Raw genomic sequence first — 26,251 nt, 5'->3', positions numbered from 1 at the left:
TTCCCGTAACCGGGGGCCCCGCCCCCGGACCCCGAGCCCGGCCGCGCGTCAGCGGGCGCCCCGCCGGCGATTGAGGGGCGGGTCTGGGGCGGAGCCCCAGTTACGGGAAGGGGCGGGGGCTAACAACCCCCCAGCCGGTCCAGCATGCCCCGCCGCCACCGCTCCGTCTCCGCGATCTGGTTGAACGTGAACAGGTGCAGACCCGCCACCGCCGCCCCCGGCGCCGTCAGCACGGGCGCACTCCGCCGCAGCAGCCGTTCCGGCGCATACCCGCCCGGCGCCGCGAAGCGTACGAACCAGGAGGCGTGCCGGGCCAGGAAGCGCGTCGACTCGCCCACACCGATCTTCGCCGCCATCGCCAGCAGCTTCGTACGCTCGACCGGCCCCGCCACGCCCACATGCACCGGCAGCGTGACATCGCGCCGCCGCACCCGCGTCACCCACTCCCCCAGCACGCGCGAGTCGAAGCACATGTTGCTGACGATGTACGTGGCATGGGGGTGTTTGTCGCGCATGGCCTGGATGGTGATGTCGTCGTCGATGAGCGGATGACTCTCCGGGTATCCGGTGATCCCGACCCTCGCGAAGGGGCTGCCCAGCTCGCTGAGCTGCCGCAGCACGGGCAGCGCGCCCTCGTACGGGCCGGCAGGCGCATCGGCGTCCCCGGCAGGTACGAAGACGTCGTCCACCCCTGCCTCACGCAGCCGGTGGACGACCTCCGCCACATGGGCGCCGTCCCGCAGCAGCCGCGCGGGCACGTGCGGAACGACGCGATGGCCGTGCGCCGCCAGCCGGGTGGCGAGGTCGAGGGTCGGCTCGAGGCCCTTGACCGGCGACGCGGTGACCGTGACCACCACGTCGCGCGGCAAATGGGCCAGCACCTTGTCCTGCGTCGCCCTGGCGGGGAGCACCTCGTAGCGGACGTGCTCCAGCAATGAACGGAGCACGGTTATCTGGCGGCGTCGCGGTGCCGGTAGTACTGGGCCTTCGACGGCGGCAGCGGGTTCTTGCCGAGGATGAGGTCGGCGGCCTTCTCCGCGATCATCATCACCGGCGCGTAGATGTTGCCGTTGGTGACATAGGGCATCACCGAGGCGTCCACGACGCGAAGCCCCTCCACGCCGTGCACCCGCATGCTCTCCGGGTCGACCACGGCCATCTCGTCGGTGCCCATCTTGCAGGTGCAGGAGGGGTGCAGGGCCGTCTCGCCCTCCTTCGCGACCCAGGACAGAATCTCCTCGTCGCTCTCCACGGACGGTCCGGGCGAGATCTCGCCGTCGTTGTACGGGGCGAGCGCGGGCTGGTTGAGGAGCTTGCGGGTCACCCGGATCGCCTCGACCCACTCGCGGCGGTCCTGTTCGGTGGACAGGTAGTTGAAGCGCAGCGCCGGGTGCTCGCGCGGGTCCTTGCTCTTGATCTTCACGGAGCCGAGGGCGTCGGAGTACATGGGCCCGACGTGCACCTGGTAGCCGTGCCCGCCCGACGGCGAGGAGCCGTCGTAGCGGACCGCGATGGGCAGGAAGTGGAACATCAGGTTGGGGTATTCCACGTCCTCGTTGCTGCGGGCGAAGCCGCCGGCCTCGAAGTGGTTGGTCGCGGCCGGACCCTTGCGGAAGAGCCACTGCAGGCCGATGAACGGGGCGCGCCACTTCGCCATGTACGGCTGCATGGAGACCGGCTGCTTGCAGGCGTACTGGACGTACACCTCCAGGTGGTCCTGGAGGTTCTCGCCGACGCCGGGGAGGTCGTGGACGACGTCGATGCCGAGCGCGCTCAGCTCCTCGGCATTGCCGACACCGGAGAGCTGCAGCAGCTGCGGGGAGTTGATCGCACCGCCACAGAGGATGACCTCCCCGGCGCGGACCTGCTGGGGCTTGCCGCGGCCGCGCCGGTACTCGACACCGACGGCGCGCTTGCCCTCGAAGATCACGCGGGTGACAAGGGCACGGGTCTTGACGGTGAGATTCGGCCGCCGCTTCACCGGCTTGAGGTACGCCTTCGAGGCCGACAGACGGCGTCCGCGGTGGACGTTGCGGTCGAAGGGGGCGAAGCCTTCCTGGCGGTAGCCGTTGACGTCGTCGGTGCGGGGGTAGCCGGCTTCCTGGACGGCCTCGAGGAAGGCGGGGAAGAGCGGGGTGGAGGCCGGGCCGCGTTCGAGGACGAGGGGGCCGTCGTGGCCGCGGAACTGGTCGTCGGGGTCGGCCGCCAGGCAGTTCTCCATCCGCTGGAAGTACGGCAGACAGTGCGCGTAGTCCCAGGTCTCCATGCCCGGGTCGGCCGCCCACCGCTCGTAGTCCATGGGGTTGCCGCGCTGGAAGATCATGCCGTTGATGCTGCTGGAACCGCCGAGCACCTTGCCGCGGGCGTGGTAGACGCGCCGGCCGCCCATGTGGGGCTCGGGCTCGGACTCGTACTTCCAGTCGTAGAAGCGGCTGCCGATGGGGTAGGTCAGCGCCGCGGGCATGTGAATGAACACATCCCACGGATAGTCGGGCCGGCCGGCCTCCAGCACCAGCACACGGTTGCCCGGGTCGGCGGAGAGCCGGTTCGCCAGTGCGCTGCCGGCCGATCCGCCGCCGACGATGACGAAGTCGTACTGCTGGGAAGCCATGGCTGCCTCGTCTCGATCGCGCCGTTCGATACGCGTGGCATGCTAATACGAGTAGCGCTATACGCACCAGGTTGCGAGCGACGCAACTTACAGGGTCACGAGTCCTTCACACCGTCGTTGTTTACTGCGCGTATAGTTTCGCTGTGAGCAACTACAGTCCAGATACCGAAACGACCGGTTCGCAGACGGGCGGGGTCCAGTCCGTCGACCGCGCCATCAGCGTGCTGGAAATCCTTGCCCAGCACGGTGAAGTGGGCGTCAGCGACGTGGCAGCCGAGATCGAGGTCCACAAATCCACCGCTTTCCGCCTGCTCGGCGCGCTGGAGGCGCGCGGGCTGGTGGAGCAGGCGGGCGAGCGCGGCAAGTACCGCCTCGGCTTCGGCATCGTGCGCCTGGCCGGCGCGGTCACGGGCCGCATCGACATCACGCAGCAGGGCCGCCCTGTCTGTGAGCGCCTCGCAGAGGAGTTCGGCGAGACCGTCAACATCGCGGTCATGCAGGAGCACTTCGCGATCAATCTCTTTCAGGTGCGCGGCCCGGCGGCGGTCGCGGCACACAACTGGGTCGGCCAGCTGACCCCGCTGCACGCCACCTCCAGCGGCAAGATCCTGCTGGCCCACATGCCCGCCAAGGAGCGCGCCGAGCTCCTGTCGCAGGCGGGCCTGAAGAAGGTGACCCCGAACACCCTGACCGCGAAGACGAAGCTCGAGAAGAACCTCGCCGACGCCAGAGAGCACGGCTACGCCTGGACCCTGGAGGAACTGGAGATCGGGCTTCACGCCATGGCCGCGCCCATCCGCTCCCGGGACGGAGACGTCATCGCGGCGCTCAGTGCCTCGGGGCCCTCGTACCGGCTGACCGAGGAGCGTATGCGCGAGCTGGCCCCGGCCCTGATCCAGGGTGCGGAAGAGATCAGTCACCGGATGGGCTACCTGGGCTGACCCCGGCGCACTCCCCGTCCGGGCGGAGCCGCTGGACCGTGCACGACCGTCCGGTCGTGCGCCAAGGGCCTGTCTTTCGGGTCAGGCCGGATCAGTGAGCGGGGTCTGGTGCGTGCAGATGCAAGGCGGAGGATGGAGCCCACGCGGTGGGGGCACCTCCCGTGCCCGAAGGGCTACGGGGGAGTGCGTGCCAGGGCACGCGAGCCCGGCAGGATCCGGAAGACAGGCCCTAGCACAGGGCGTGGGTCACCGCGGGGATCGCGGCGGCCCAGGTCTTGCCCCTGCTCGTCCCCGGCTCCTCTCGCGGCGCCTTGCGCGCCGTCGCCGACGCTACTGCGGCTGCTGGGTGCCGAGCCGCTCGTGGATCCAGTCGTGGAACGCGCCGATGTGGTGCTCGCTGGGTACCAGTACGCCGCCCTTGGCGTACAGCCGGGAGCTCATCGCGGGCTGGCAGCGCTCACACGCGTCGAAGTCCTGCCGGTTGACCCGGTCGAAGAGCTCCACGGACCGGCTGACGTCCCTGCCGCTGTCCACCACGTCCTTGAGGTACAGCCAGTCGCACTCGACGATCGTGCGGTCGGCGGCGACCGGGTACATCCGGTGGAAGATCACGTGGTCGGGGACGAGATTGATGAATACCTGCGGCCTGACGGTGATCGCGTAGTAGCGGCGGTCCTGCTCCTCCAGGACCCCGGGGATGCGGTCCAGGCCTTCGGAGCCGTCCACGGTGAAACCCTTGATCTCCGCGCCGAACTCGGCGCCGTGGCCGACGTAGTACTGCGCGGCGTAGCCGTCGGCGAACTCCGGCAGGACCTCGGTGAGTTCCGGGTGGATCGTGGCGCAGTGGTAGCACTCCATGAAGTTCTCGATGATGAGCTTCCAGTTCGCCTTGACGTCGTAGACGATCCGTCTGCCGACCTCGAGGTGGTCCATGCCGTAGCGCTCGATCGACTCGACGTCGCCGAGCCGGGCGACGACCTCGCCGACGACCTGTTCATCGAACGAGGGCGGGTTCTCCGCCAGACAGACCCAGACATAGCCCAGCCATTCGCGGGTGGCCACACTCGCCAGGCCGTACTCGGTGCGGCCGACGTCGGGCATCTTCGTGAGGTTGGGCGCCGCGACGAGTTTGCCGTTCAGGTCGTACGTCCACGCATGGTACGGGCACTGGAAGGCACGCTTGACCTCGCCGGTCTCCTCGGTGCAGAGCTTGGCGCCGCGGTGCCGGCAGACATTGAAGTAGGCGCGGACGGAGTTGTCCCGGGCCCGGGTGATGAGGATGCTCTCGCGGCCCACGTCAACGGTCCGGAAGGCCCCGGGCTTGGCCAGGTCGGAGGAGCGCGCGGCGCAGAACCACATCGCTTCGAAGATGTGCTCCTGCTCCTGGGCGAAGATCCCGGGATCGGTGTAATAGGAGCCGGGGAGCGTGGCGATCAGGCTGTCCGGCAGGCTGGTCGAGGTCACAGGGCACTCCTCGCGGGTGGCGTCGTCGCGCCGTGGGACCAGGAAGTCCGAGCGGCGCTGTGCGGTATGCAATGAATGGGGTGGCAGTAGCGCGTCACGCCGCGGGAGCGGCGTCAGGGGGTGGCGGCGGCGAGCTGCTTGCGCCAGCGGGTGAACAGGCGCGGCTGGTTCATCCCGAGGACCGCGACCGGATGGCCCGACCGCCGGTAGACCGCCAGGAAGCTGCGCTCGTCCGGGAGCCCCTCCTCGACCGTCACGCTGTCGGCCCCGGCGGAATGCCCGGCGAACTGGATCCGTACGCCGTACTGGTCGGACCAGAAGTACGGAGGCTTGGGCGCCGCCGGCGTTGCCGCACCGCCGGACAGCAGCGTGGCCACGGCCGCGTCGGGCCGCTCCCGTGCGCCGGTCCAGTGCTCGACGCGACGGTGGACCCCGGCGTAAGGGTCGTACCAGGAGGCGCAGTCTCCGACCGCGACCACACCGGCCACGCTTGTACGGCCGTCCACGCCGCACTTGACGCCGTCCTCCAGTGCGACGCCGCTGCCGTCCAGCCACTCGACGCAGGGGCGGGCACCCACACCGACGACCACGGTGTCGGCCGGGATGCTGCGGCCGTCCTGGAGCAGGACCGCCTCGACGCGGGCCTGGCCGCTCAGCCCCTTGACGCCGACGCCGCACAGCAGGCGTACGCCGTGGTCCGCGTGGAGCGTGGAGACAACGCCTCCCATGATCTCGCCGAGTGGTCCGGCCAGCGGCGTCGGCGCGGCCTCGACGACCGTCACATCAAGCCCCATGCCGTACGCGGTGGAGGCGACCTCGGCGCCGATGAACCCGCCGCCGATCACCACCAGTCGCCCACCCATGGCCAGGTCGGCCCGCAGGGCGCGTGCATCGTCCAGGGTGCGCAGCGTATGCACCCCGGCGAGGCCCTCGCCGCCCGGCAGCATGCGCGCGGTCGCGCCCGTCGCGATGACGACGCCGTCGGCCCGGACGGACCGGCCGTCGGCGAGCCGCACCGCGCGGTCGCCCCGGTCGAATCCCGCGGCCCGCACGCCGAGCAGCCACTCGGCGCTCAGGTCCTCGCCCTCCGCCTCCAGCGCGAGATCCACTTCGCCGATCTTTCCGGCGAGGAACTCCTTGGACAACGGCGGCCTGTCGTACGGGCGGTGCTGCTCGTCACCGATCACGACGAGCCGTCCGTCGTAGCCCTGTTTGCGCAATGAGCGTGCGGCCGACAGCCCCGCGAGCGAGGCGCCGACCACGGCCACGGTCCTCACGCGAGACCTCCGGCGAGCCGCGACGCGACGCAGGGGGGCAGATTCGGGGCCGCCGTGGACGGCTGCACGTAGATCATGCCGTCCTCGATCAGGACCTGGTGGGTGCGGACCGGGAGCTTGGCCGGCGGCGAGTCGACGGCTCCGGTACGGAGGTCGAACTTCGAGGCGTGCAGCGGGCATTCGACCTCGCACCCCTCCAGCCAGCCGTCAGCGAGCGACGCATCCTGGTGGGTGCAGGTGTCGTCGATGGCGAAGACCTCGCCGTCGTCGGTGTGGAACACCGAGACGGGCGGATCGATGTCGAGCCGGATGGCCTCGCCTCGCGGCAGATCCACGAGACGGCACGCGGGAATCATCATGACACCTCGGTGCATATAGCGAAACGGATTGCGGTAAGCGCAACAACAGTCTGGAGCGCCCCCCAAACCCTTGTCAAGGCATCGCCCGGACACTCCGACCCCTTGTTCCCCGTTGCTTTTTACGCAACGCTGTGCGCACTACACAACTTCCCGTCCGGAAGGAACGACGTGGCGATCAGCGTCTTCGACCTGTTCAAAGTAGGTATCGGGCCTTCCAGCTCGCACACCGTGGGGCCGATGAAGGCCGCCCGCCTCTTCGTCACCGCACTGGACGAGGACGGACTGCTGTCCCACGTCCACTCGGTTCGGGCGGAGCTCTTCGGATCGCTCGGCGCCACCGGCCACGGTCACGGCAGCGACAAGGCGGTACTCCTCGGCCTGGAGGGCGAGGACCCCGAGACCGTCGACACCAGCGCCGTGGACGACCGGGTGGGCCGGATCCGCGAGACGGGCCGGCTGCGACTCCTGGGCGTCAGGGAAGTGGACTTCCGCGAGCGCGAGCACCTGGTGCTGCACCGCCGCCGCGCCCTTCCCTTCCACCCCAACGGCATGCGGTTCCAGGCCCTGGACCACGACGGCGGCGAGCTGAGGTCACGTACGTACTACTCGGTCGGCGGCGGCTTCGTCGTCGACGAGAGCGCGACCGCAGCCGACCGGATCAAACCCGACGACACACCCGTACGCCTGCCTTTTGGCTCCGCGTCCGAACTGCTCCTGCGCGCCTACGAGTCCGGCCTGCCGCTGAGCGGAGTGATGCTCGCCAACGAACTGTCCTGGCGCGGCGAGAGCGAGGTGCGGGCCGGTCTGCTGCGGATCTGGACGGTGATGCAGGAGTGCGTCGAGCGCGGCTGCTCGCGGACCGAGACCACCCTGCCCGGGCGGCTGAAGGTGCCACGCCGCGCTCCGCAGCTGCTGCGCGCCCTCACCGAGGACGCGCAGCCCGCGGACCCGCTGAAGGTCATGGACTGGGTCAATCTCTTCGCCCTGGCCGTGAACGAGGAGAACGCCTCGGGCGGCCGCATCGTGACCGCGCCCACCAACGGCGCCGCCGGGATCGTGCCTGCGGTGCTCCATTACTACACCCGCTTCGTTCCCGGGGCCGACGAGGACGGAGTGATCCGCTTTCTGCTGGCCGCCGGCGCGGTGGGGGCGCTGTTCAAGGAGAACGCCTCGATCTCCGGGGCCGAGGTGGGCTGCCAGGGCGAGGTCGGGTCCGCCTGCTCCATGGCGGCCGCCGGTCTCGCCGAGGCACTCGGCGGCACGCCCGAGCAGGTCGAGAACGCGGCCGAGATCGGCATGGAGCACAATCTCGGCCTGACCTGCGATCCGGTCGGAGGCCTGGTCCAGATCCCCTGCATCGAGCGGAACGCGATCGCCTCCGTCAAGGCGATCAATGCGGCGCGCATGGCGCTCCACGGCGACGGCAGCCATGTGGTCTCGCTGGACAAGGTCATCAAGACCATGCGCGAGACCGGAGCCGACATGAAGGTGAAGTACAAGGAGACCTCGCGCGGCGGCCTCGCGGTCAACGTCATCGAGTGCTGACCGCAGGCCACCGCGAGGCGGCCTCGGGGGTCAGTGCCCGCGGTCGATCCATTCCTGCAGATGCGGGGCCTCCGCGGCGATGGTCGTCGTGTCCCCGTGGCCGGTGTGCACGACGGTGTCGCCCGGCAGCGCCAGCAGCCGGTCCCTGATCGACTCGATGATGGTGCCGAAATGGCTGTACGAGCGACCCGTCGCCCCCGGCCCGCCCGCGAAGAGCGTGTCACCGCTGAACAGGGCGTTCAGCGCCGGCGCGTACAGGCAGACCGCTCCGGGGGCGTGGCCGGGGGTGTGCAGCACCGTCAGCTCGGCATCCGCCACCGTGATGACCTGGCCGTCGGCCAGGTCGGCGTCGGGAGCGCGGTCCGGGTGGGTCAGTTTCCACAGCGGCAGGTCGTCCGGATGCAGCAGAATCGGCGCGCCGGTCCGCTCGGCCAGCGCCGGGGCTGCGTCGATGTGGTCGTTGTGGGCGTGTGTGCAGACGATCGCGCGGAGCGTACGGCCCCCGAGCGCGGCCACGATGGCCTCCGCGTCGTGCGCGGCGTCGATGACGACCGCCTCCCTGTCGTCGCCGACGATCCACACGTTGTTGTCGACGTCCCAGGTACCGCCGTCGAGCGAGAAGGTGCCGGAGGTGACCAGGCGGTCGATCCCGCAGTCTGGGGGGTTCATCAGAACTGCACCACCGAGCGCAGCACGTCACCGTGGTGCATCCGCTCAAAGGCCTTCTCCACGTCGTCGAGCGCGATGGTCTCGGTCACGAACGCGTCCAGATCCAGCCGACCCTGCAGATGGAGGTCGATCAGCATCGGGAAGTCCCGGCTCGGGAGGCAGTCCCCGTACCAGGACGACTTGAGCGAGCCACCGCGCCCGAAGACGTCGATGAGCGGCAGTTCCAGCTTCATCTGCGGGGTCGGCACCCCGACCAGAACGACGGTCCCGGCCAGGTCACGGGCGTAGAAAGCCTGCTCGTACGTCTCCGGGCGGCCGACGGCCTCGATGACCACGTCCGCGCCGAAGCCGCCGGTCAGTTCGCGGACCGCCTCCACCGGATCGGTCTCCTTGGAGTTGACGGTGTGGGTGGCGCCCATCTTCTTCGCGGTGGCCAGCTTCCGGTCGTCGATGTCCACCGCGATGATCTTCGCCGCACCCGCGAGCCGGGATCCCGCGATCGCCGCGTCGCCGACGCCGCCGCAGCCGATAACGGCGACGGAATCGCCGCGCCCGACGCCGCCGGTGTTGATCGCGGCGCCGATGCCCGCCATCACTCCGCAGCCCAGGAGCCCGGCGACCGCGGCCGACGCCCGCTCGTCGACCTTGGTGCACTGCCCGGCAGCCACCAGCGTCTTCTCGGCGAAGGCGCCGATGCCGAGGGCGGGCGACAGCTCGGTGCCGTCGGCCAGAGTCATCTTCTGCTTGGCGTTGTGCGTGTTGAAGCAGTACCAGGGCCGCCCGCGCAGACAGGCCCGGCACTGCCCGCAGACCGCACGCCAGTTCAGGATGACGAAGTCGCCGGGTTCGACCTCGGTGACGCCCTCGCCGACCGCCTCGACCCGGCCCGCCGCCTCATGGCCGAGCAGGAAGGGGAAGTCGTCGTTGATGCCGCCCTCGCGGTAGTGCAGATCGGTGTGACAGACCCCGCAGGCCTCGACATTCACCAGCACCTCCCCGGGGCCGGGGTCAGGCACGATGATCGTCTCCAGGCTGACGGGGGCGCCCTTCGCTCGCGCGACAACAGCACGGACCTGGTGAGTCATGGCCACTCCTCGACTGTTACGAACCCATGGGGCAAGCGTTGCTCATTACGGCACGCATCTCACGTGTCGCAACAACAGCATCGTGGAGGCCCGACCCGCGGTCAAGGAGCCGCGCATCAGCCACTGCCGGATTCAGCCGTTCCCGCCCCACGTCCACCCATCGAACCCGCAGCGGCCCTTGGGGCGCCCTTTCGTTAGGCTCGGTCGGAGACCTGGGGGTGGCACATGCAGACGACCGAAGCCCACACCGTGCCGTATCTATGCGCGGACGATCCGGCGAGCCAGTACCTCGATGTGTACCGGACCGCTGGGCAGCGCACTCCGACACCGTGCGTACTGCTCTGGCACGGCGTCGGTCCCGACGAACGGCACGTCATGGCCGCATTGGCCCAGCAGACGGCCTCACACGGCAGGACCGTCTTCGTCCCCGACTGGCGCCCGGACGCTCCCGACGGCGGCCGTTCCCACCTCATGGCGTGACTTCGCTACGTGCGGGACAACGCCGGGGCCCATGGCGCCGATGCGCGGCACGTCGTGGTGGCCGGATGGTCGGCCGGAGCGGGCGCCGCGATTGCTCTGGCCCTGCGCCCGGACCTGACGGACGGACTGCGCCCCGCCGCGGTGGTCGGCATCGCCGGTGCCTACGACCGGCCCGCCCGCAGCACGGCGTCCATCCCCCTTCACGATCTTGCCGAGACGTCCGCGTCGCCGGTCCCTGTCCGACTCGTACACGGGTCGGCCGACTCGGTGGTCGGCAGCCACCACTCCCGTGAGCTCCACACCGCATTGCGCGCCCGGCACTGGCCCGTGCAGTTCGAGGAGCTGGATACGGATCATGCCGGAGTCATCGCGATGACGTACGACCCGGCGCTCGGCCGCCTCCGGGCCACAACCGACCCGCGGTCGCTCAAGGCCGGTACGGACGTGGCTCGTATCATCGCCGCGGCCACGGAGACTCCCACCGCGAGCTACCCGGCCGGCCACTGGCCGGCCGGGCGGATGATGCCCAGCAGCAACAACACCAGCTCGTCGACGACCTGATCGAGCGTCGCGTCCACCCAGCCGGCCCTCCAGTCGTGCAGGAGGCCGTTCACACTTCCGATGAAGGCTGCCGCGGCCACCCGATAGTCACGGGCCGCGGCCTCACCGCGCTCGACCGCCGCCGCGGCCTCGGCACAGATGAGATCCACCCAGCGTGCGCGGCGAGCCAGACGCTGCTCCTCCAGCCGCGGACTGACACCTATGATCTCGACGAACGCGATCCGGATACGACGTGGGTCGCCGGTGACGTTGGCGGCATAGGCGCGGAAGGCCGCCGCCGCGCGGTCCGCGATCGGCAGGCCGCCGACATCGGCGAGCGCGGCCAGGGCAGCCTCCTCCGCCCAGTCGTTGACCTGCAGGTGCACCGCGGCGAGCACGTCTTCAAGGGTGCGGAACTCCTCGTAGAACTGACGGGTGGACAGCCCCGCGGCCTCGCTCAACGCGGCCACGGTCGTGGCACGGTAGCCCGGGCTGTCGCCGAAGAGCTGGAGTCCGGCAGCAAGGAACCGCTGACGCCGCTCGGCCTGCCGTTCCTCGGCGGACCTGCCCGCGTAACGGCCGGTCGGTTGTCTGAGCCTGCCCGCCAATGGCCCTCCCTCGTCGGTCCGCGCCATTTTCTCGTGTCGTGAGCCTTGTGGAGCAACCCGCCTGTCGTTACCTTCCAGTAGCCCAATCTGAACGGAAGCGTATTCAGATTGCACAACTCGCCGCGCTCCAGCACGACTTCCGCACCGCAAGCGCCCCTACAACGAGGCCCTGCCCGCCCCCACGGAAGGACCGACGATGTCTCTGCGCACGCTCGGCGCTCTCGCCACCGCCTTCACCATGGCCGTCGCAGGTTCCGTGACGGCGGCCGCCGCGTCCACCGCCCCTGCCGCGCTCCGGGCAACGCCCGCCGCCGCCGGCCAGGCCGGTGCCACCGGGCTCAAGGAGGTGATGTTCGTGGGCAACAACTGGGACGGCACCGCTGACGTCATCGCAGCCCGCGGCGACTTCGCCAGGATCGGCCGCGTCAACGTCATACCGGACAAGGATCAGCGGCTCGCGGAGATCTACCTCAACCCGGTCAAGCTCATCTACTTCCTCGGCGTCCGCAACGGCCCCGGTGAGGGACACGACCAGTTCGTCGACGACATGTACTCCACGCCCGACGGCTCAGCCATGGTCGTCTCCCGCCCGAGCTTCGCCGACGTCGTGTCGATCGACCTCGCCACCGGCCGGATCACCTGGCGCTTCCCCGTCGCCGGATATCGCTCGGACCATATGGCGGTCTCCCCCAACGGCACACGCGTCGCCGTCTCGGCCTCGACCTCCAACACCGTCCATGTGCTCGACATCCGGACCGGCAGGCAGCTCGGGTCGTTCAAGACCGGGGACAAGCCGCATGAGAACGTCTTCACCGACGGCGGCAAGTATCTGTGGAACATGTCGATCGGCGAGGTCAACACCGCCCTCGACGACCCCGCGATGGACTGGACGAAGGGCGACCGGCGCATCACCGTCGTCGACGCCACCACCTTCAAAGAGATGAAGGTCATCGACATGCGCCCCCGGCTCGACGCCTTCGGCCGCAAGGACCTGTCGGACGCGGTGAGGCCCGTCGCCTTCACACCGGACCAGTCGAAGCTCTACTTCCAGGTCTCCTTCTTCAACGGCTTCCTCGAGTACGACGTCGCCGGCGACCGGATCACCCGGGCGAAGACGCTGCCGAAGAACCCCGCGACCAGCGAAGACCGCACCACATGGGTCAACGACTCCCGTCACCACGGCCTGTCGATGAACGCCGTCGGCGACAAGCTGTGCGTCGCCGGGACGATGGACGACTACGCGACGATCGTCGACCGGAGCTCGCTTCAGGAGGGGCCCCTGGTGACGGCCTCGAAACCGTACTGGGCGACCGTGAGCGGCGACGGCGCCTCCTGCGTCATCTCCGAGAGCGGCGCCGACCGCGTCACCGCGATCGACTTCGCCACCGGCAAGAAGGTCGCGTCCGTAGCGGTCGGCGACCATCCGCAGCGCGTGCGCCTCGCCCAGGTGGCAGCCGACTGGAGCAGCTCTTCCACGGACTGACTTCGCAGGCCAGTTTTGAACACGTTCAATACAGCGGTACGCTGCGGGCATGAGCGAACCCAGAGCCCTCTTGCGGCGTATACGCGGGTGGTTGGCCGTCTTCATCGTCTGTCTGGTGCTGAGCGGGCTGACGGCCTTCCCACTGGTGCACGAACTGCACTGGGCGGAAGACCTCTTGAAGTCCACGGGGGTCGAGGGCCGGCTCCCGGGGCTCTTCGAGTGGATCCAGCGGGTGCGGGTCGGGCTGGACGCCACCGACGAGAAGTACCCCTTCGTGCTCTACGGCACCGACTGGCTCGCCTTCGCCCATCTCGTCATCGCGGTCGCCTTCTACGGCCCGTACCGCGATCCCGTACGCAACATCTGGGTCATCGAGTTCGGCATGATCGCCTGCGCCGGCATCATCCCGCTCGCCCTGGTCTGCGGCCCGATCCGCGGGATCCCCTTGTGGTGGACGGTCATCGACATGTCGTTCGGGGTCTTCGGAGTGATCCCGCTGTACGTCGTGCGCCGCAAGATCAAACAGCTGGAGGCGCTGACGGTGCGGGCGGACGCGCCGGTGCCGGTCGCTGCCGCCGCGTAGTTCAACGTCGCCTGGTGATGGACATGGGGGGCAGAGCCAGTCCTCGGTGGCGCACTCGCCCGGGCTTGGCTCCAGCGCTCCGGCAGCAACTACTGCCGGAGCGCCCGGCCATGTCCGCCCTCCGGCATCAGCAGATCCGCGGCAGCTGTTCCCCGATCGGCAGGTCCACCACGCGCGTGCCGCCCAGTCCGGTACGCGCCACCACCATGCCGGGGTGCGCCTCAACGGCTTCGCCGATCACCCTGGCGTCAGCGCCCAGGGGGTGCGCGCGCATGGCGTCCAGTACCGCGTCCGCATGCCGGCGCGGCACGAAGGCCACCAGCTTGCCCTCGTTGGCGACATACATCGGGTCCAGCCCCAGGATGGCGCAAGCGTTGGCCACGGGTGGGGGGACCGGCACGTTGCGCTCCTGGATGACGACTCCGGTGCCGGAGGCCACCGCGATCTCGTTCAGCACGGCCGCCAGGCCGCCGCGCGTGGGATCGCGCAGCACATGCAGGTCCGGGGTGACCGCGAGCATGGCTTCCACCAGGCCGCCGAGCGCCGCGCAATCACTCTCGACCTCCACGCCGAACTCCAGGCCCTCGCGGACGCTCATGATCGCGACACCGTGGACGCCGATGGCACCGCTGACGATCACGACATCGCCAGGGACGACACGCTGCGGGCGCAGATCGACGCCCGTCGGGATGATGCCGATCCCCGCGGTGTTGATGAAGATCCCGTCACCGTGGCCGGCCTCAACCACCTTGGTGTCGCCCGTCACCACCTCGACCCCCGCGGTGCGCGCGGCCGCACCGAGCGCCTCCGCCACCCCTGACACCACCGAGAGCTCGACGCCCTCCTCCAGGATGAACCCGCAGGAGAGATAGGCGGCGCGGGCGCCGCTCATGGCGAGGTCGTTGACGGTGCCGTTGACAGCCAGGTCGCCGATACTGCCGCCGGGGAAGAACAGCGGCCGCACCACGTAGGAGTCGGTGGAGAACGCCAGCCGGACTCCGCCGAGCGGGACCACCGCGGAGTCGCCCAGCTGCCCGAGCACCTCTCCCCCGAAGGCCGGCGCGAAAATGTGCTGGACGAGCTCGGCGGAGAGCGCACCGCCACCGCCGTGGCCCATCACCACACGGCTCTGGTCACGCAAGGGTGCGGGGCAGGTCCACGCCGTGAGGTCCGGCACCCGCGGTGCGGCGGCCCTCGGCGCGGCGTTCTGTGCGGCGGTGCCGTTCAACGGCGCGTTGAGCTTCGGTACTTCAGTGGTCTCAGACAACGGGGCTCGCCTCCAGCGATGCGTTCGTGATGTCCAGCCGCCGGTAGAGGTAGTACGCGGCGCACGCGCCCTCGCTGGAGACCATCGTGGCGCCGAGCGGCGTACGGGGCGTGCAGAGCGTGCCGAACGCCTCGCATTCATGGGGTTTCAGCAGGCCTTGCAGCACCTCACCGCTGCGGCACTCGGCCGGTTCCCGGGTCTGGATGCCGGTGACGGAGAAGCGGTACTCGGCGTCGTAGTCCCGGTACCGCGAGGACAGCCGCCAGCCGCTGCCGGGGATCGTGCCGATGCCGCGCCAGGCGCGGTCGGTGACCTCGAAGACATCGGCGAGCATCGTCTGGGCGGCGAGGTTTCCCTCGGAGCGGACGGCGCGCGGGTAGGCGTTGTCGACGGTGTGCTCACCGCGTTCCAGCTGCCGGACGGTCCGCCGCACGCCCTCGAGGATGTCGAGAGGTTCGAAGCCCGTCACGACGATCGGCACGCGGAACCGCTCGGCCAGCTCCGGGTACTCCTCGACACCCATCACGCTGCACACATGCCCGGCTGCGAGGAAGGCCTGCACCCGGCAGCTCGGGGACTGCATGATCGCCTCGATCGCCGGGGGCACCCGGACATGGGACACCAGCAGGCTGAAGTTCGCGATGCCCAGCCTGCGCGCCTGATACACCGTCATGGCGTTGGGCGGGGCGGTCGTCTCGAATCCGATGCCGAAGAACACCACCTCCCGGCCCGGGTTCTGCTGGGCGATCCTCAGGGCGTCGAGCGGCGAGTAGACGACCCGTACATCGCCGCCCTCGCTGCGGACCTGGAACAGATCGCGCCCCGTACCCGGCACCCGGAGCATGTCGCCGAAGGAGCAGAAGATCACCTCGGGGCGGGAGGCGATCTCCAGCGCCTTGTCGATGACTTCGAGCGGGGTGACGCACACGGGACAACCCGGCCCGTGGATCAGTTCCACCTGGTCAGGGAGCAACTGGTCGATGCCGTGCCGGATGATGGTGTGCGTCTGTCCCCCACAGACCTCCATCAGTGCCCATGGTCTGGTCACGGTGGAGTGGATGTCGTCGAGCAGGCGACGCGCCAGGTCGGGGTCCTGGAACTCGTCGATGTACTTCACTTCTGTGCCTCCTGGGATACGTCGATGCCGGCGGGCAGCGGGGATCCGCCGGCCTCCGCCGCCAGTTCCCACGGATCGCCGAACTCCTCCTGGAGCATCCCGAGCGTGGCGAAGAGCTCGAGTGTCTGCTTGGCCGACTCCTCGTCCAGGCGCTGCAGGGCGAACCCCACATGGACGATGGCGTATTCGCCGACCTGGAGGTCCGGGAGATATTCCAGGCACACCTCCTTGACGACGCCGCCGAAATCGACGTTGGCCATTCGGGTGCCGTCGCGTTCCTCGATGTCCAGGACTCTCCCGGGTACCGCCAGGCACATGGGCCTCTCCTCGCTGTCGGTGTTTCGTCGCCCGGTCTTGCCGGGACGCGTCGTCAATCGCTGCCTCTGCGCGGGGCATCGGCATGTGCGGCCACCATCAGCTGACCGAGCGCCAGTCCCCCGTCGTTGGGAGGAACCCGGTGGTGGCGCAGGACGTGGAAGCCGTCCTCGCGCAGCGCCCGTGCGCACGCCGAGGAGAGCAGGGCGTTGCCGAACACACCGCCGGTCAGGGCGACCGTGTCCAGCCCGTGCTGTTCTCGCGCTCTGACGCAGAAGTCGCGTACGAGGCCGCTGACCGCTCGGTGGAAACGCGCAGCGATGAGGGCCGAGGCCGTGCCCGCCCGTACGTCGTCGACGACTGCTTCCAGGACCGGTGCAGGGTCAGCGGTCGCTCCCCCGCCGAGCGCATCCGAAGGCCGCACGGCGAAGGCGTAGCCGACGCCGTTGTCCACCGGCGCGTTCAGGGCGGCGGCCTCCAGCTCGATGGCTGCCTGGGCTTCGTATCCGGACTGATGGCATACGCCCGCGAGCGACGAGACAGCATCGAAGAGCCGCCCCATGCTGGAGGTGGGCACGCAGTTCAGGCCCCGCTCCAACTGGCGCTCCAGCAGGCGGAGTTCGCCGGGAGGGCATGCGGCCGTGCACGGAAGGTCCGGCGACCAGGCGATGCCGGCCGCGCGCAGATGTGCGAGTGCCATACGGTACGGCCGCCGCACCGTGGCGTCGCCTCCCGGCAGCGGGACGTTGGCGAGGTGCCCGAAGCGGGTGAACCCGGCGTAGTCCGCCAGCAGGATCTCCCCGCCCCACACCGACCCGTCGTCACCGTAGCCAGTGCCGTCGAACGCCACCCCGATCACCCGCCGGCCATCGTCCAGTCCGTGCTCGGCCATCACGGCGGCGATATGGGCGTGATGGTGCTGGACCCGTACGACCGGCCGGGCGGCCGCGTGCCGCGCGGCCCACTGCCCGGACCGGTAGCCGGGATGCCGGTCGGCCGCCAGCAGCTCGGGTTTCACCCCGGTGATCGACTCCAGCTGCGTTTCGGCGCACTCGAACGCCTGCTGTGTGGCCAGGTCGTCCATGTCTCCGATATGGGCGGACAGCCAGGCCCTGCGACCTTCGGCGAGACAGAACGCGTTCTTCAGATCGCCCCCCACGGCGAGAGCCGCCCGCACGGGTACGGGCAGCACGAGAGGCAAGGGGGCGTAGCCGCGGGCGCGGCGGACCGTCAGCAGCTCCCCGTCGCACACACGCACCACCGAGTCGTCGCACGGCACATGGATCCGGCGGTCATGCGTGAGCCAGGCGTCGGCCAGGTGCGCCAGCCGGGTCAGCGCGTCGGCGTCGTCGGTGACGATCGGTTCCCCCGCCAGATTCCCGCTGGTCATCACGAGCAGGCGCGGCCCGTCGGTGTCCCCGGGCAGACCGAGCAGCAGATGGTGCAGCGGTGTGTAAGGGAGCATCACCCCGAGATCGGGGCTTCTCGGGGCGACTTCCCGCGAGGGGCACCAAGGCCCCGGCCGCGGCGGAGCACCGGCACGGCGGCGCAGCAGAACGATGGGCCTGACGTCGCCCGTCAGCAGGCTTCGCTCCTCGGGGCCCAGGTGCACCAGGTGCTCGATGTCGGCGATCCCCCTGGCCATCAGGGCGAACGGCTTGTCTCCGCGGGCCTTGCGGCGGCGCAGCGTGGCCACGGCCCGGGAGTTGGCGGCATCGCAGGCGAGGTGGTAGCCGCCGAGGCCCTTCACGGCGAGGATCGCCCCGCGGGACAGCAGCCTGCGGGCCTCGGCGACGGGGTCCGCGGCGGATACGGATCTGGGCGGGCCGCCTGTGTCCGGTGGCGCCACGAGCAGCCGCAGGCGGGGGCCGCAGGCGTGACAGGCGACGGGCTGCGCATGAAAGCGGCGGTCGGCCGGATCGGCGTACTCGCGGGCGCAGTGGGCGCACATCGGGAAGTCGGCCATGGTCGTGTGCGAACGGTCGTACGGAAGGCCGCTCACGATGGTGAAGCGCGGGCCACAGTGCGTACAGGTGATGAAAGGGTGCCGGTGGCGCCGGTCGGCAGGATCGGCCAGTTCCGCGAGACAGGCGGCGCAGGTTGCCATGTCCGGGCAGACCAGGGTGCGCGCGGGCCCGTCCGCCGTGGAGCCGGCGATGATGAACCCGTCACCGCCCGCGACGGGGACCTCCCGATGGTCAACGGACTCCACCTGGGCGAGCGGTGGGGCATCCGCGGAGATCCGCTCGCAGAACAGGGATACGGCAGACGGTGTCCCTTCGACTTCCGCGACAACGCCCTCACCGGTGTTGGTCACATGGCCGACCAGGTCCAGCCCGGTGGCGAGTGTGTACAGGAACGGTCGGAATCCGACGCCTTGAACCACGCCCCGGACGGTGACCCTCCTGCGCTGAACCGCCTCCTCGACGACGGCGACGACCGGCTGCGGACCACTCACGAGCAGGACTGCGCCATGGCGCCGGAGCCCGCCGCATCGGTGTGCGCCCCGTGATCGTGGCGATGTTCGTGGCGGTGGAGACTCTGCCGACCGGCCATGACAGGCGCGTGGACCGCCCCGCCGCCGGCCACCGCCGTCGCGCGGTCGAGCAACGCGCCGACCCCGTCGCCCCGTCGCGCGGAGGTCAGCAGCACTTCCACCCCCGGGTTGACCTGTGCGACGTTCGCGCGGAATGCCGCCTCGTCGAACTCGACGGCGCCTGCGATGTCGGTCTTGGTCACCACCACCACGTGCGCCAGACCGAAAGCGGTGGGGTACTTCAGCGGCTTGTCCTCCCCTTCCGTCACGGAGGCGAGCACGACCCTCAGGGACTCGCCGAGGTCGTACGAGGCCGGACAGACGAGGTTGCCGACGTTCTCCACGAACAGCAGCCGGGTGTCCTCGGGGAGCCATCCGTCCAGGTGCCGGCCCAGCATCCCGGCCTCCAGGTGGCACAGACCGTCGGTCAGAACCTGCTTGACCGGGACTCCTGAACGGGCCAGGCGTACGGCGTCGTTCTCGGTGGCGAGGTCGGCGGTCAGGGCCGCGACCCGTACCCCCCGCCCCCGGGCGAGCAGCAGCTCACCCTCCAGCAGCGCGGTCTTCCCGCTGCCGGGGCTGGACAGCAGATTGACGACCGTGGTCCCGCGGGCAGCGAGTTCGGCGCGCAGCGCGTCCGCGGTCGCGTCGTTCTTGGCGAGCACCGCCTGTTGCAGATCGACCACACGGCACATGCTTCAGCGCTCCTCGGAGATGTGTTCACGGGTGCGTTCGTGCGCCTGGCCGTCGTCCCAGTGCACGCTGACGATCTGCAGTTCACGGCCGGAGAGCAGTTCGGCACTCGCCTCGCCGCACACCGGGCAGCACAGCTGCGGGGGCATACCGACCGCCCATTCGTCCGCGCACTGCCTGCAGCGGGCGCGGCCGGTCACGGTCTCCGCGACCAGTTCGGCGCCCTCCAGAACGGTCCCGGCACAGGCCAGTTCGAAGCAGAAGGAGAGGGCGTCGGGGACCACGCCGGCGAGCTCGCCGACCTGGAGGCGTACGGACCTCACCGCGATGACACCGCCTGCCTCGGCCGCCGCCTGCTCCACCTGGCCGACGACAGCCACCGCGATGGACATCTCGTGCATCGCTCTCCGTCCTGGCACAGGCCGACCGCAATGACCGCCCTGGGCCCATATCGGCGGCGCCCGGCACCTACGAGGCGGACCGCCGGGGCCCGTTCGGCACCATTACAGGCGGGGACCCGGCGGCGGGGAGACCGGCACGCCGACACCGCACGGCCGCGTACACCGTTCGGTGCAGCCCTCGGCCGTTTCTGGGCGACATCTCGAAGGGCGCGGTGGCGAACCGCCGCGGCGGGCGGGCCGAGTCGTACCGACTCCGCAAGCGCGTCGGGCCACAGGAAGTGGGGTGCTGCTGCGGGCGACCTGCGCCGACACAGCGGTGCGGTCGGTCGCCTCACATCCTGCGGATGCGCAGATAGCGCATGATGTCGGGCAGGAACTGCTTGACGAACACAGCCAGAGCGGTGGCGGTCACCGCGCTCGCAGCCACAGCTGTGGCGGTCGTCGCGGTGTGGTTGACGGTCTTTTTCATGCTGTTCTCCTCACTTCGCGGCCTCGCCGACCGCAGCCCGCGACGCGGGCGATCCCTGCTTCTCGTCCCGCAGCACGCCCATGATCAGCCGTACGGCCTCCGGCACCGCGGCGGCCACGGGTGGACTGAGGCCGATGCCTTCCTCCACACAGCCCGGTTCGCATCCCACGACCAGCGTGCGCCGCGGCGGGCGGGCGCCCGTGCCGGAGCACAGGGTCTCCAGGAGGCAAAGGACCGCGTCGGGGGACATCCGGTGCCCGTCGAGCAGCGCTTCCTGCGACTCGATACCGCCCGTGCCGTCGGGTTCGATCAGATACACCGTGCCGGGGACACCGCCACGGGCGGTGGCATCGACCAGGACGAGCGTGTCGTAGCCGTCGAGAAGCTGGTACGCCAGGTGCAGGCCCCGTACGCCGATGTCCACGACCTCGGCGTGCTCGGGGAGCCGTTCCTCGGCCAGCCTGCGCACGGTCTCGACCCCGAAGCCGTCGTCGCCGAGGAAGATGTTTCCCACCCCCGCCACGAGAGTCCGGTCGCTGCTGTGCGGAAGCCGGTTCATACGTCCTCCAGCGGGGTGACCTCGTCGGGCTGGAAGTACAGGAACCGGCCCTGCTCACGGCGGATGTCGGCGCCTGGATCGCCCTCCACGGTCACGGCCAGGTGCACTGCCCCGTCCACGTCGCGCAGCACGGCCTCGACCCTGGCGCTGCAGCCGTGCAGAAACAGATCCTGTGCGTCGGTGCGCCGCAGACCCGGCCGCAGCAGCACGCGGCTGCCCGCGCCCAGCGACCGGCCGTCCACCACGACCCGGTCGCGCGCCGGGTCGAAGCCGGAATCGCTCGCCGGGTCCCACCACGGGGTGTCCGGCGCCTGAACCCCGTACTCGTCGGGGAAGCCGCCGGGGGCCGGCAAAGGTGCGTCCGACGCGTCGGGTCCGGTCACCTCCCGCAGCGCACGCACCGCGCCGTGCAGCCTCTCAAGAACCTCGGGGGGCATCGAGTCGGCCAGGTCGATCACCGCGGCCGCCCGCTCGTCGGTGCCCCGGGCCTCGCGCTTCTCCTCGTCGGTGAGGGCCGCGGTGCGCAGCGCGAGGATCTCGTCGATCTCGGTGGCGTCATAGAGCGCCCCGGGGCTCTCGGGGGCGATGGCGGCGTGGTCCTCCAGGATGATCGGGGACGACAGCACCACGTCCGCGCGGCCGGGTTCGCCGGCGAGGACCGGCCAGGTGTGCAGATTGCGACAGGACGCGATCGCTCCCCTGGCCCACTCGGGCGGATCCGTCATCGACAGGAACGACCCGGCGCTGAGGCCCATCAGGAGGTGCGCGGCCACCAGCGAGCGCGGCAGCGCGGCGTCACGGTCCGCGGTCGTGCCGTCCGGCGGGGTCCATGGGCTGGTGTTCTCCAGGACGGCCGTCAGCCGCAACACCCGGTAGGGCCCGTCGAGTTCACGCGCGGACAGCCGCAAGGCGCCGCTGATCTCCTCACGACAGCGGATCAGACGGCCCACTGTCCGGCCGACCGCGTCGAGGACAGGCTCGGTCTCCTCGCGCGCGAGGCGGGTGAATTCAAACGAGACACCGTCGCCGGTCAGGTCGGCCACGCTGGTGACCACCTCGACACGTTCCTCGACGCCCTCGTCCCAGGGCACCAGGACGCGGTCCTCGAGATGGAGTTCGGGCACCGTCTCGAAGCCGCCGTCCTGCCGGGCCCGTTGCACGGTCCGGCGCTGGGCGTGCAGGAAACGCACCTCGACCGTCAGCGTCGCGCCCGCCTTCGGTTCCATCAGGCATTCGGTGCGCTGGAAGTCGTACTCCTCGCACTCGGCGCCCCAGGCGGGCGGTACGAGCACCCCGAACTGCCAGCGCAGCCGGTTCTTGGCCGCCGAGGCCCGGTAGGGATACAGCACATAGCCCTCGAAGAGAACAGCGTCGGCCACCTGGCGCGCGACGGCGAACCGGGCTTCCGCCCCGGGTGCGAAGGCAGTTGTCGTCACGGTGCCGGCCTCCCGGTGGCGCGTGGCAGCAAGGCGGCGGTCAGGGCGCGGCCCTCCGGCGGGTCGGGCGCGCCCGCCTCGGCCAGCAGGGCCTTCACGGCCGCCTCCCAGGAGGGCAGCGCCCGCCGGGAACGGAAGGCGAGCAGCGCGTCCACGGTGTCGCGGGGCAGCCGGATCCAGCCGCAGCCGGGGAAGTGCTGCTCGACCATCTCCTGCCAGGCCTTCACCGGCATCCGGAACGCAGCCTCCCGGTCCCACGGCACCGGTTCGACGCGGAAACCGCCCGATCCGGTGAACGCCGTTCCGGAGAAGAGCATGAGCAGCGGCACCTCGCCCGCTTCGAGGGCGTTGAAGTACCGGGTGGCGGCGACGTCCATGTCGTAGGTGCACGGCACGGCGAGGTCGGTCTCCGTCTCCCCGGTGAAGCCGGGGACCATGTGCGAGACCTGGGCGAACTGAACCGGCTGGAGCGTGCTGCCCCAGCGCGAGCGCTCTCCGAAGAGGTCCGCGAGACCGTCGGCCTCCGCGGGCTCGTAGCCGCGCCGGGCGGGCTCGATGCGGATCTGGCAGCGCAGGGCCAGCGCATGCACACGGGCGTTCTCGGACGCGGTGATGCGCAGCCGGAAGACGAGGGTGGGACCGGCGGCGTACTGGTCGGCCCGTACGCCGGTGCAGGTGAAGGCGAACTCCGTCATGGCCGGTCCTCTCCCTGCACCGGCCGGGCGCGGCGCCCGACATGCTCGAAGAACGCCTCCAGATCGGCCCGGGCCTCGGCCCCGCCGTCAAAGCCCTGCCACAGCAGCCGCATGCGGCCCACCAGTTCGTAACAGATGTCGATCGGGACCAGATAGCACTCGGCCCGGCCCTGCGTGCGGCGCAACAGCAGCGCCTCCACGTCGGGTTCGAGGAGCCGGGCCAGCCGGCTGCCGCCGAGCACGCTCTGCCAGGCGGACGGCTCGAGTTCGCTCTCGGTCGCGCCGGCCGGGCTCGGGTAGAGGGCGACCAGCCGGTCGAGCGCCGCGTTGCGGAAGAAGAAGGCGACGCCGACCGGGATCTGCAGGAGTTCCCACGCACTGTCGTCCAGGCGATGGTCCGCGTCGGACAGATAGCGGTCCGGAACAGCCCGGAAGCGGCCGCCCGCGGCACCCGGCCGCTCGAACAGGAGGGCACACGAGACGCAGGCACAGGCAAGTGCCCGCTTCTCCGTGTCCACCAGGTGGCGGTGGCCGTCGTCGGCCACCGCCACGCCGCACAGCTCGCAGCGTTCCAGCCGGAGTGGACGCTCCGTCAGAAACCGGCGCAGGCCCCGCGGTTCTCCGGCCGGCCCACGAGGCTGCGGCCGGACCAGAGGCGCGCTCACGGCGTCTTCGCCGTGGCCGGTCCGGACGCCGTGGCGGCCGTGCGAGCTGTCCCGATCTGGAGCAGAGCCGGCTCCCGGGAGACGCCGACCGGCTCCACTTCCACCGCGGTCACCTCGGGCGCGAAACAGGCGATCGCGTCCTCGACCGCCTGCTGCGCCGCCGCACCGGTGCTCGCGCAGCCGCATCCCGCACCGCCGGAAGACCGCAGGCGCAGGGTTGCCGTGGCGTCGTCGAAGCCCACCACCTCCCAGGCAGGGTCGCCGACCGTGTCCAGGGCACGCGCGATCCGAGTGGCGGTGTCCTCGGGGTTCAGGTCGTGCAGGACCAACAGGCTCGAGACCAGTTCGTCCGCGAGCAGCCCGGCCAGGGCGCTGCCCGAGGGTCTGCCGGCGGCGGGGGCTTCGAGCAGTCGGACGATACGGGCCAGCCCGGCACCGTAGAAGTCCATCAGGACCCGGACCAGTTCCTCGGCCCCGGCACGCGCCGACTCGTCTCCGGTGGCGGCCAGCCGTTCGAGCACTTCCTCCACGCGGCGTCCGGCCTGCTCCGCGTTCATCACCCTGGCGGCCGGCGGCGCGGCGTTGTGGGCTGTCGCGCTCATCCGGCGAGACCGCTCAGTCCGGTGGGCACGTGCATCGACTTCACGGTCTTTCCGCCGCCGACGTACATGTGCACGCCGCAGGGCAGACAGGGGTCGAAGCTGCGCACCGTGCGCATGATGTCGATGCCCTTGAAGTTCTCCGGGGAGTTCTCCTCGAAGATCGGGGTGTTCTGCACGGCGTCCTCGTACGGACCGGGGGTGCCGTATGTGTCGCGGGTGCTGGCGTTCCACGGGGTCGGCGGGTAGGGGTGGTAGTTGGCGATCTTCCCGTCCCGGATGACCATGTGGTGGGAGAGGACGCCGCGCACGGCCTCGGTGAATCCGACGCCGATGGACTCGTCCGGCACCTCGAACTTCTCCCAGGTCTGGGTGCGGCCGGCGCGTACTTCGTCGAGGCCCTTTTCGGCGCAGTGCAGGGCGATGGCCGCGGCGTAGGCCTGGAAGTAGGTGCGGGCGCGGTTGCGTTCCAGCGCGTTGCTCCAGCGCGGGATCTTCCACTCGAAGGTGGTTTCGGGCTTGGTCATCGTGCGCGGCAGGTTGATGAGGACGCTGTGCCCGGTGGCCTTGACGTAGCCGACGTCGACGAGCCCGGAGAGAGCCGTGGACCACAGGCGGGCAATGGGGCCGCCTCCGGTGTCCAGCGGCAGGTAGTCCGTGCCGTCGAACCAGCGGGGGGACATCACCCAGCTGTACTTGTCGTTGAAGTCGCGCTTCTGCGGGGCGGGGATGGTGTGCTGGTTCCACGGGTGGCGCGGGTCGACCGGGTTGCCGAGCGGGTCGTGGGTGACGAACTGCTCCTGGCCCTGCCAGTCGTCGTAGTACGAGCTGCCCAGCAGGATGCGGATGCCGAGGTTGATCTCGGTGAGGTCGTTGGTGACGAGCTTCCCGTCGACGATGACGCCGGGGGTGACGAACATCTTCCGTCCCCAGTCGGTCATGTTGGCGTAGGTGAAGTCGCAGTACTCGGGGTCGTTGAGGGCGCCCCAGCAGCCGAGCAGCACGCGGCGGCGGCCGACCTCCTCGTAGCCGGGCAGGGCCTCGTAGAAGAAGTCGAACAGGTCGTCGTGCAGCGGGACGACGCGCTTCATGAACTCCACGTAGCGCATGAGGCGGGTGAGGTAGTCGGTGAAGAGCTGTACGGAGGCGATGGTGCCCACGCCGCCCGGGTAGAGCGTGGAGGGATGCACATGGCGGCCCTCCATCAGACAGAACATCTCGCGGGTGTAGCGGCTCACTTGGAGGGCTTCGCGGTAGAACTCGCCCTCGATCGGGTTGAGCGAGCGCATGATGTCGGCGATCGTGCGGTAGCCGTGCTCCCCGGCATGGGGCGCCTCGGTGCGCTCGGCGAGTTCGAGGACGCCGGGGTTGGTCTCGCGGACCATCTTTTCGCAGTAGTCGACCCCGACCAGGTTCTCCTGGAAGATGTTGTGGTCGAACATGTACTCGGCGGACTCGCCGAGGTTGATGATCCACTCACCGAGGTGTGGGGGCTTCACCCCGTAGGCCATGTTCTGTGTGTACACCGAACATGTGGCGTGGTTGTCGCCGCAGATCCCGCAGATGCGGCTGGTGATGAAGTGCGCGTCCCGGGGGTCCTTGCCGCGCATGAAGACGCTGTAGCCACGGAAGACCGACGAGGTGCTGTAGCACTCCGCGACCCGCTTCTGCTTGAAGTCGATCTTTGTGTGGATGCCGAGACTGCCCACGATCCGGGTGATCGGATCCCAGGACATTTCCACCAGGCCACTGCCGTCGCCGGCCGCCTTCGTCTTCGGTGCCATCGTGTGTGCCGTGCCCTTCTTCAAGCTTCAAGCGGGAGGTCGGATCGCGCGGAGAGGTCTGGTTCGGATG

Annotated in this window: 27 protein-coding genes; 6 read left to right on the top strand and 21 right to left on the bottom strand. The window is 70.0% G+C overall.

Features of this window, described 5'->3' with window-relative positions; all coding sequences use genetic code 11:
• Positions 1 to 119: 119 nt before the first annotated feature.
• Together ACQEVG_RS35585 and betA are read right to left on the bottom strand one after the other, a co-directional pair.
• On the bottom strand, positions 120 to 947 hold the full coding sequence (locus ACQEVG_RS35585) for a 5,10-methylenetetrahydrofolate reductase (protein WP_432991659.1): 828 nt from the start codon (positions 945 to 947) through the stop codon (positions 120 to 122).
• A 2-nt stretch (positions 948 to 949) separates the two neighbouring features.
• Positions 950 to 2,611, bottom strand: coding sequence for a choline dehydrogenase (betA, locus tag ACQEVG_RS35580; protein WP_432991657.1), 1,662 nt, complete (start codon positions 2,609 to 2,611; stop codon positions 950 to 952).
• Positions 2,612 to 2,754: 143 nt separating this feature from the next.
• On the opposite strand from betA, the gene ACQEVG_RS35575 reads away from it, so the two are divergent.
• Positions 2,755 to 3,552, top strand: a complete 798-nt coding sequence (locus tag ACQEVG_RS35575; protein WP_432991655.1) for an IclR family transcriptional regulator — start codon at positions 2,755 to 2,757, stop codon at positions 3,550 to 3,552.
• 330 nt (positions 3,553 to 3,882) lie between these two features.
• On the opposite strand, the gene ACQEVG_RS35570 is transcribed toward ACQEVG_RS35575, so the two are convergent.
• The 3 genes from ACQEVG_RS35570 to ACQEVG_RS35560 all read right to left on the bottom strand — a co-directional run bounded on the left by ACQEVG_RS35570 (position 3,883) and on the right by ACQEVG_RS35560 (position 6,652).
• Entirely contained in the window at positions 3,883 to 5,016 is a 1,134-nt protein-coding gene (locus tag ACQEVG_RS35570; protein WP_432991653.1) for an aromatic ring-hydroxylating oxygenase subunit alpha, read from the bottom strand.
• Between the two features lie 113 nt (positions 5,017 to 5,129).
• Positions 5,130 to 6,293: an NAD(P)/FAD-dependent oxidoreductase gene (locus ACQEVG_RS35565; protein WP_432991651.1), complete on the bottom strand. Its 1,164-nt coding sequence runs from the start codon at positions 6,291 to 6,293 to the stop codon at positions 5,130 to 5,132.
• A complete protein-coding gene (locus tag ACQEVG_RS35560; RefSeq protein WP_360864803.1) occupies positions 6,290 to 6,652 on the bottom strand; it encodes a bifunctional 3-phenylpropionate/cinnamic acid dioxygenase ferredoxin subunit in 363 nt (120 codons plus the stop codon). Before ACQEVG_RS35560 ends, ACQEVG_RS35565 begins: the two co-directional genes overlap by 4 nt.
• Before the next feature lie 168 nt (positions 6,653 to 6,820).
• Here ACQEVG_RS35560 and ACQEVG_RS35555 point away from each other — a divergent pair, with 168 nt between their 5' ends.
• Positions 6,821 to 8,197, top strand: a complete 1,377-nt coding sequence (locus ACQEVG_RS35555) for an L-serine ammonia-lyase (protein WP_432991648.1) — start codon at positions 6,821 to 6,823, stop codon at positions 8,195 to 8,197.
• A 30-nt stretch (positions 8,198 to 8,227) separates the two neighbouring features.
• On the opposite strand, the gene ACQEVG_RS35550 is transcribed toward ACQEVG_RS35555, so the two are convergent.
• Complete coding sequence (locus tag ACQEVG_RS35550) at positions 8,228 to 8,866, bottom strand: MBL fold metallo-hydrolase (protein ID WP_432991646.1); 639 nt, start codon at positions 8,864 to 8,866, stop codon at positions 8,228 to 8,230.
• Positions 8,866 to 9,951 (bottom strand): S-(hydroxymethyl)mycothiol dehydrogenase, encoded by a 1,086-nt coding sequence (locus tag ACQEVG_RS35545; protein ID WP_432991644.1) that lies wholly within the window; start codon positions 9,949 to 9,951, stop codon positions 8,866 to 8,868. The genes ACQEVG_RS35550 and ACQEVG_RS35545 overlap by 1 nt, the downstream gene beginning before the upstream one ends.
• Positions 9,952 to 10,176: 225 nt before the next feature.
• Between ACQEVG_RS35545 and ACQEVG_RS35540 the strand changes: the two genes are divergently transcribed.
• Together ACQEVG_RS35540 and ACQEVG_RS35535 are read left to right on the top strand one after the other, a co-directional pair.
• The gene (locus tag ACQEVG_RS35540) at positions 10,177 to 10,431 is read left to right on the top strand and encodes a hypothetical protein (RefSeq protein ID WP_432991642.1); all 255 of its coding nucleotides are present in this window, start codon (positions 10,177 to 10,179) and stop codon (positions 10,429 to 10,431) included.
• A gap of 9 nt (positions 10,432 to 10,440) precedes the next feature.
• Positions 10,441 to 10,992 (top strand): hypothetical protein, encoded by a 552-nt coding sequence (locus ACQEVG_RS35535; protein WP_432991640.1) that lies wholly within the window; start codon positions 10,441 to 10,443, stop codon positions 10,990 to 10,992.
• On the opposite strand, the gene ACQEVG_RS35530 is transcribed toward ACQEVG_RS35535, so the two are convergent.
• The gene (locus ACQEVG_RS35530) at positions 10,920 to 11,579 is read right to left on the bottom strand and encodes a TetR/AcrR family transcriptional regulator (protein ID WP_432991638.1); all 660 of its coding nucleotides are present in this window, start codon (positions 11,577 to 11,579) and stop codon (positions 10,920 to 10,922) included. The two genes, ACQEVG_RS35535 and ACQEVG_RS35530, sit on opposite strands and share 73 nt — an antisense overlap.
• 196 nt (positions 11,580 to 11,775) lie before the next feature.
• Here ACQEVG_RS35530 and ACQEVG_RS35525 point away from each other — a divergent pair, with 196 nt between their 5' ends.
• Both ACQEVG_RS35525 and ACQEVG_RS35520 read left to right on the top strand, forming a co-directional pair.
• Positions 11,776 to 13,062: a YncE family protein gene (locus tag ACQEVG_RS35525; protein WP_432991636.1), complete on the top strand. Its 1,287-nt coding sequence runs from the start codon at positions 11,776 to 11,778 to the stop codon at positions 13,060 to 13,062.
• A 49-nt stretch (positions 13,063 to 13,111) separates the two neighbouring features.
• On the top strand, positions 13,112 to 13,645 hold the full coding sequence (locus tag ACQEVG_RS35520; RefSeq protein ID WP_432991634.1) for a hypothetical protein: 534 nt from the start codon (positions 13,112 to 13,114) through the stop codon (positions 13,643 to 13,645).
• Positions 13,646 to 13,772: 127 nt separating this feature from the next.
• Here ACQEVG_RS35520 and hypE read toward each other — a convergent pair whose 3' ends face one another.
• The 13 genes from hypE to ACQEVG_RS35455 form a co-directional block, all read right to left on the bottom strand.
• Positions 13,773 to 14,822 (bottom strand): hydrogenase expression/formation protein HypE, encoded by a 1,050-nt coding sequence (gene hypE, locus ACQEVG_RS35515; protein ID WP_432993129.1) that lies wholly within the window; start codon positions 14,820 to 14,822, stop codon positions 13,773 to 13,775.
• Positions 14,823 to 14,904: 82 nt separating this feature from the next.
• Complete coding sequence (gene hypD, locus ACQEVG_RS35510) at positions 14,905 to 16,029, bottom strand: hydrogenase formation protein HypD (RefSeq protein WP_432991632.1); 1,125 nt, start codon at positions 16,027 to 16,029, stop codon at positions 14,905 to 14,907.
• Positions 16,026 to 16,346 carry a HypC/HybG/HupF family hydrogenase formation chaperone gene (locus tag ACQEVG_RS35505; RefSeq protein WP_432991630.1) on the bottom strand — a complete coding sequence of 107 codons (321 nt, stop codon included), beginning with the start codon at positions 16,344 to 16,346 and terminating at the stop codon, positions 16,026 to 16,028. Before ACQEVG_RS35505 ends, hypD begins: the two co-directional genes overlap by 4 nt.
• A gap of 53 nt (positions 16,347 to 16,399) precedes the next feature.
• Positions 16,400 to 18,802, bottom strand: a complete 2,403-nt coding sequence (hypF, locus tag ACQEVG_RS35500) for a carbamoyltransferase HypF (protein WP_432991628.1) — start codon at positions 18,800 to 18,802, stop codon at positions 16,400 to 16,402.
• A complete protein-coding gene (hypB, locus tag ACQEVG_RS35495; protein ID WP_432991626.1) occupies positions 18,799 to 19,575 on the bottom strand; it encodes a hydrogenase nickel incorporation protein HypB in 777 nt (258 codons plus the stop codon). The genes hypF and hypB overlap by 4 nt, the downstream gene beginning before the upstream one ends.
• Before the next feature lie 3 nt (positions 19,576 to 19,578).
• Positions 19,579 to 19,974 (bottom strand): hydrogenase maturation nickel metallochaperone HypA, encoded by a 396-nt coding sequence (locus tag ACQEVG_RS35490; RefSeq protein WP_432991624.1) that lies wholly within the window; start codon positions 19,972 to 19,974, stop codon positions 19,579 to 19,581.
• 331 nt (positions 19,975 to 20,305) lie between these two features.
• The gene (locus ACQEVG_RS35485; protein WP_432991622.1) at positions 20,306 to 20,443 is read right to left on the bottom strand and encodes a DUF6893 family small protein; all 138 of its coding nucleotides are present in this window, start codon (positions 20,441 to 20,443) and stop codon (positions 20,306 to 20,308) included.
• Positions 20,444 to 20,453: 10 nt separating this feature from the next.
• Positions 20,454 to 21,002 carry a hydrogenase maturation protease gene (locus ACQEVG_RS35480; protein WP_432991620.1) on the bottom strand — a complete coding sequence of 183 codons (549 nt, stop codon included), beginning with the start codon at positions 21,000 to 21,002 and terminating at the stop codon, positions 20,454 to 20,456.
• Positions 20,999 to 22,438, bottom strand: coding sequence for a hypothetical protein (locus tag ACQEVG_RS35475; RefSeq protein WP_432991618.1), 1,440 nt, complete (start codon positions 22,436 to 22,438; stop codon positions 20,999 to 21,001). The genes ACQEVG_RS35480 and ACQEVG_RS35475 overlap by 4 nt, the downstream gene beginning before the upstream one ends.
• Positions 22,435 to 23,133, bottom strand: a complete 699-nt coding sequence (locus tag ACQEVG_RS35470; RefSeq protein WP_432991616.1) for a DUF6084 family protein — start codon at positions 23,131 to 23,133, stop codon at positions 22,435 to 22,437. The genes ACQEVG_RS35475 and ACQEVG_RS35470 overlap by 4 nt, the downstream gene beginning before the upstream one ends.
• Positions 23,130 to 23,798, bottom strand: a complete 669-nt coding sequence (locus ACQEVG_RS35465; RefSeq protein ID WP_432991614.1) for a DUF5947 family protein — start codon at positions 23,796 to 23,798, stop codon at positions 23,130 to 23,132. The genes ACQEVG_RS35470 and ACQEVG_RS35465 overlap by 4 nt, the downstream gene beginning before the upstream one ends.
• Complete coding sequence (locus ACQEVG_RS35460; RefSeq protein WP_432991612.1) at positions 23,795 to 24,400, bottom strand: hypothetical protein; 606 nt, start codon at positions 24,398 to 24,400, stop codon at positions 23,795 to 23,797. The genes ACQEVG_RS35465 and ACQEVG_RS35460 overlap by 4 nt, the downstream gene beginning before the upstream one ends.
• Positions 24,397 to 26,181 carry a nickel-dependent hydrogenase large subunit gene (locus ACQEVG_RS35455; RefSeq protein ID WP_432991610.1) on the bottom strand — a complete coding sequence of 595 codons (1,785 nt, stop codon included), beginning with the start codon at positions 26,179 to 26,181 and terminating at the stop codon, positions 24,397 to 24,399. Before ACQEVG_RS35455 ends, ACQEVG_RS35460 begins: the two co-directional genes overlap by 4 nt.
• Positions 26,182 to 26,251: the final 70 nt, after the last annotated feature.

It is taken from the genome of Streptomyces sp. CA-135486 (assembly GCF_050936555.1).
In the GTDB taxonomy this organism is placed as follows: domain Bacteria; phylum Actinomycetota; class Actinomycetes; order Streptomycetales; family Streptomycetaceae; genus Streptomyces.
Note: the sequence above shows the minus strand (reverse complement) of the source record. Positions and strands in the feature narration are given on the sequence as shown.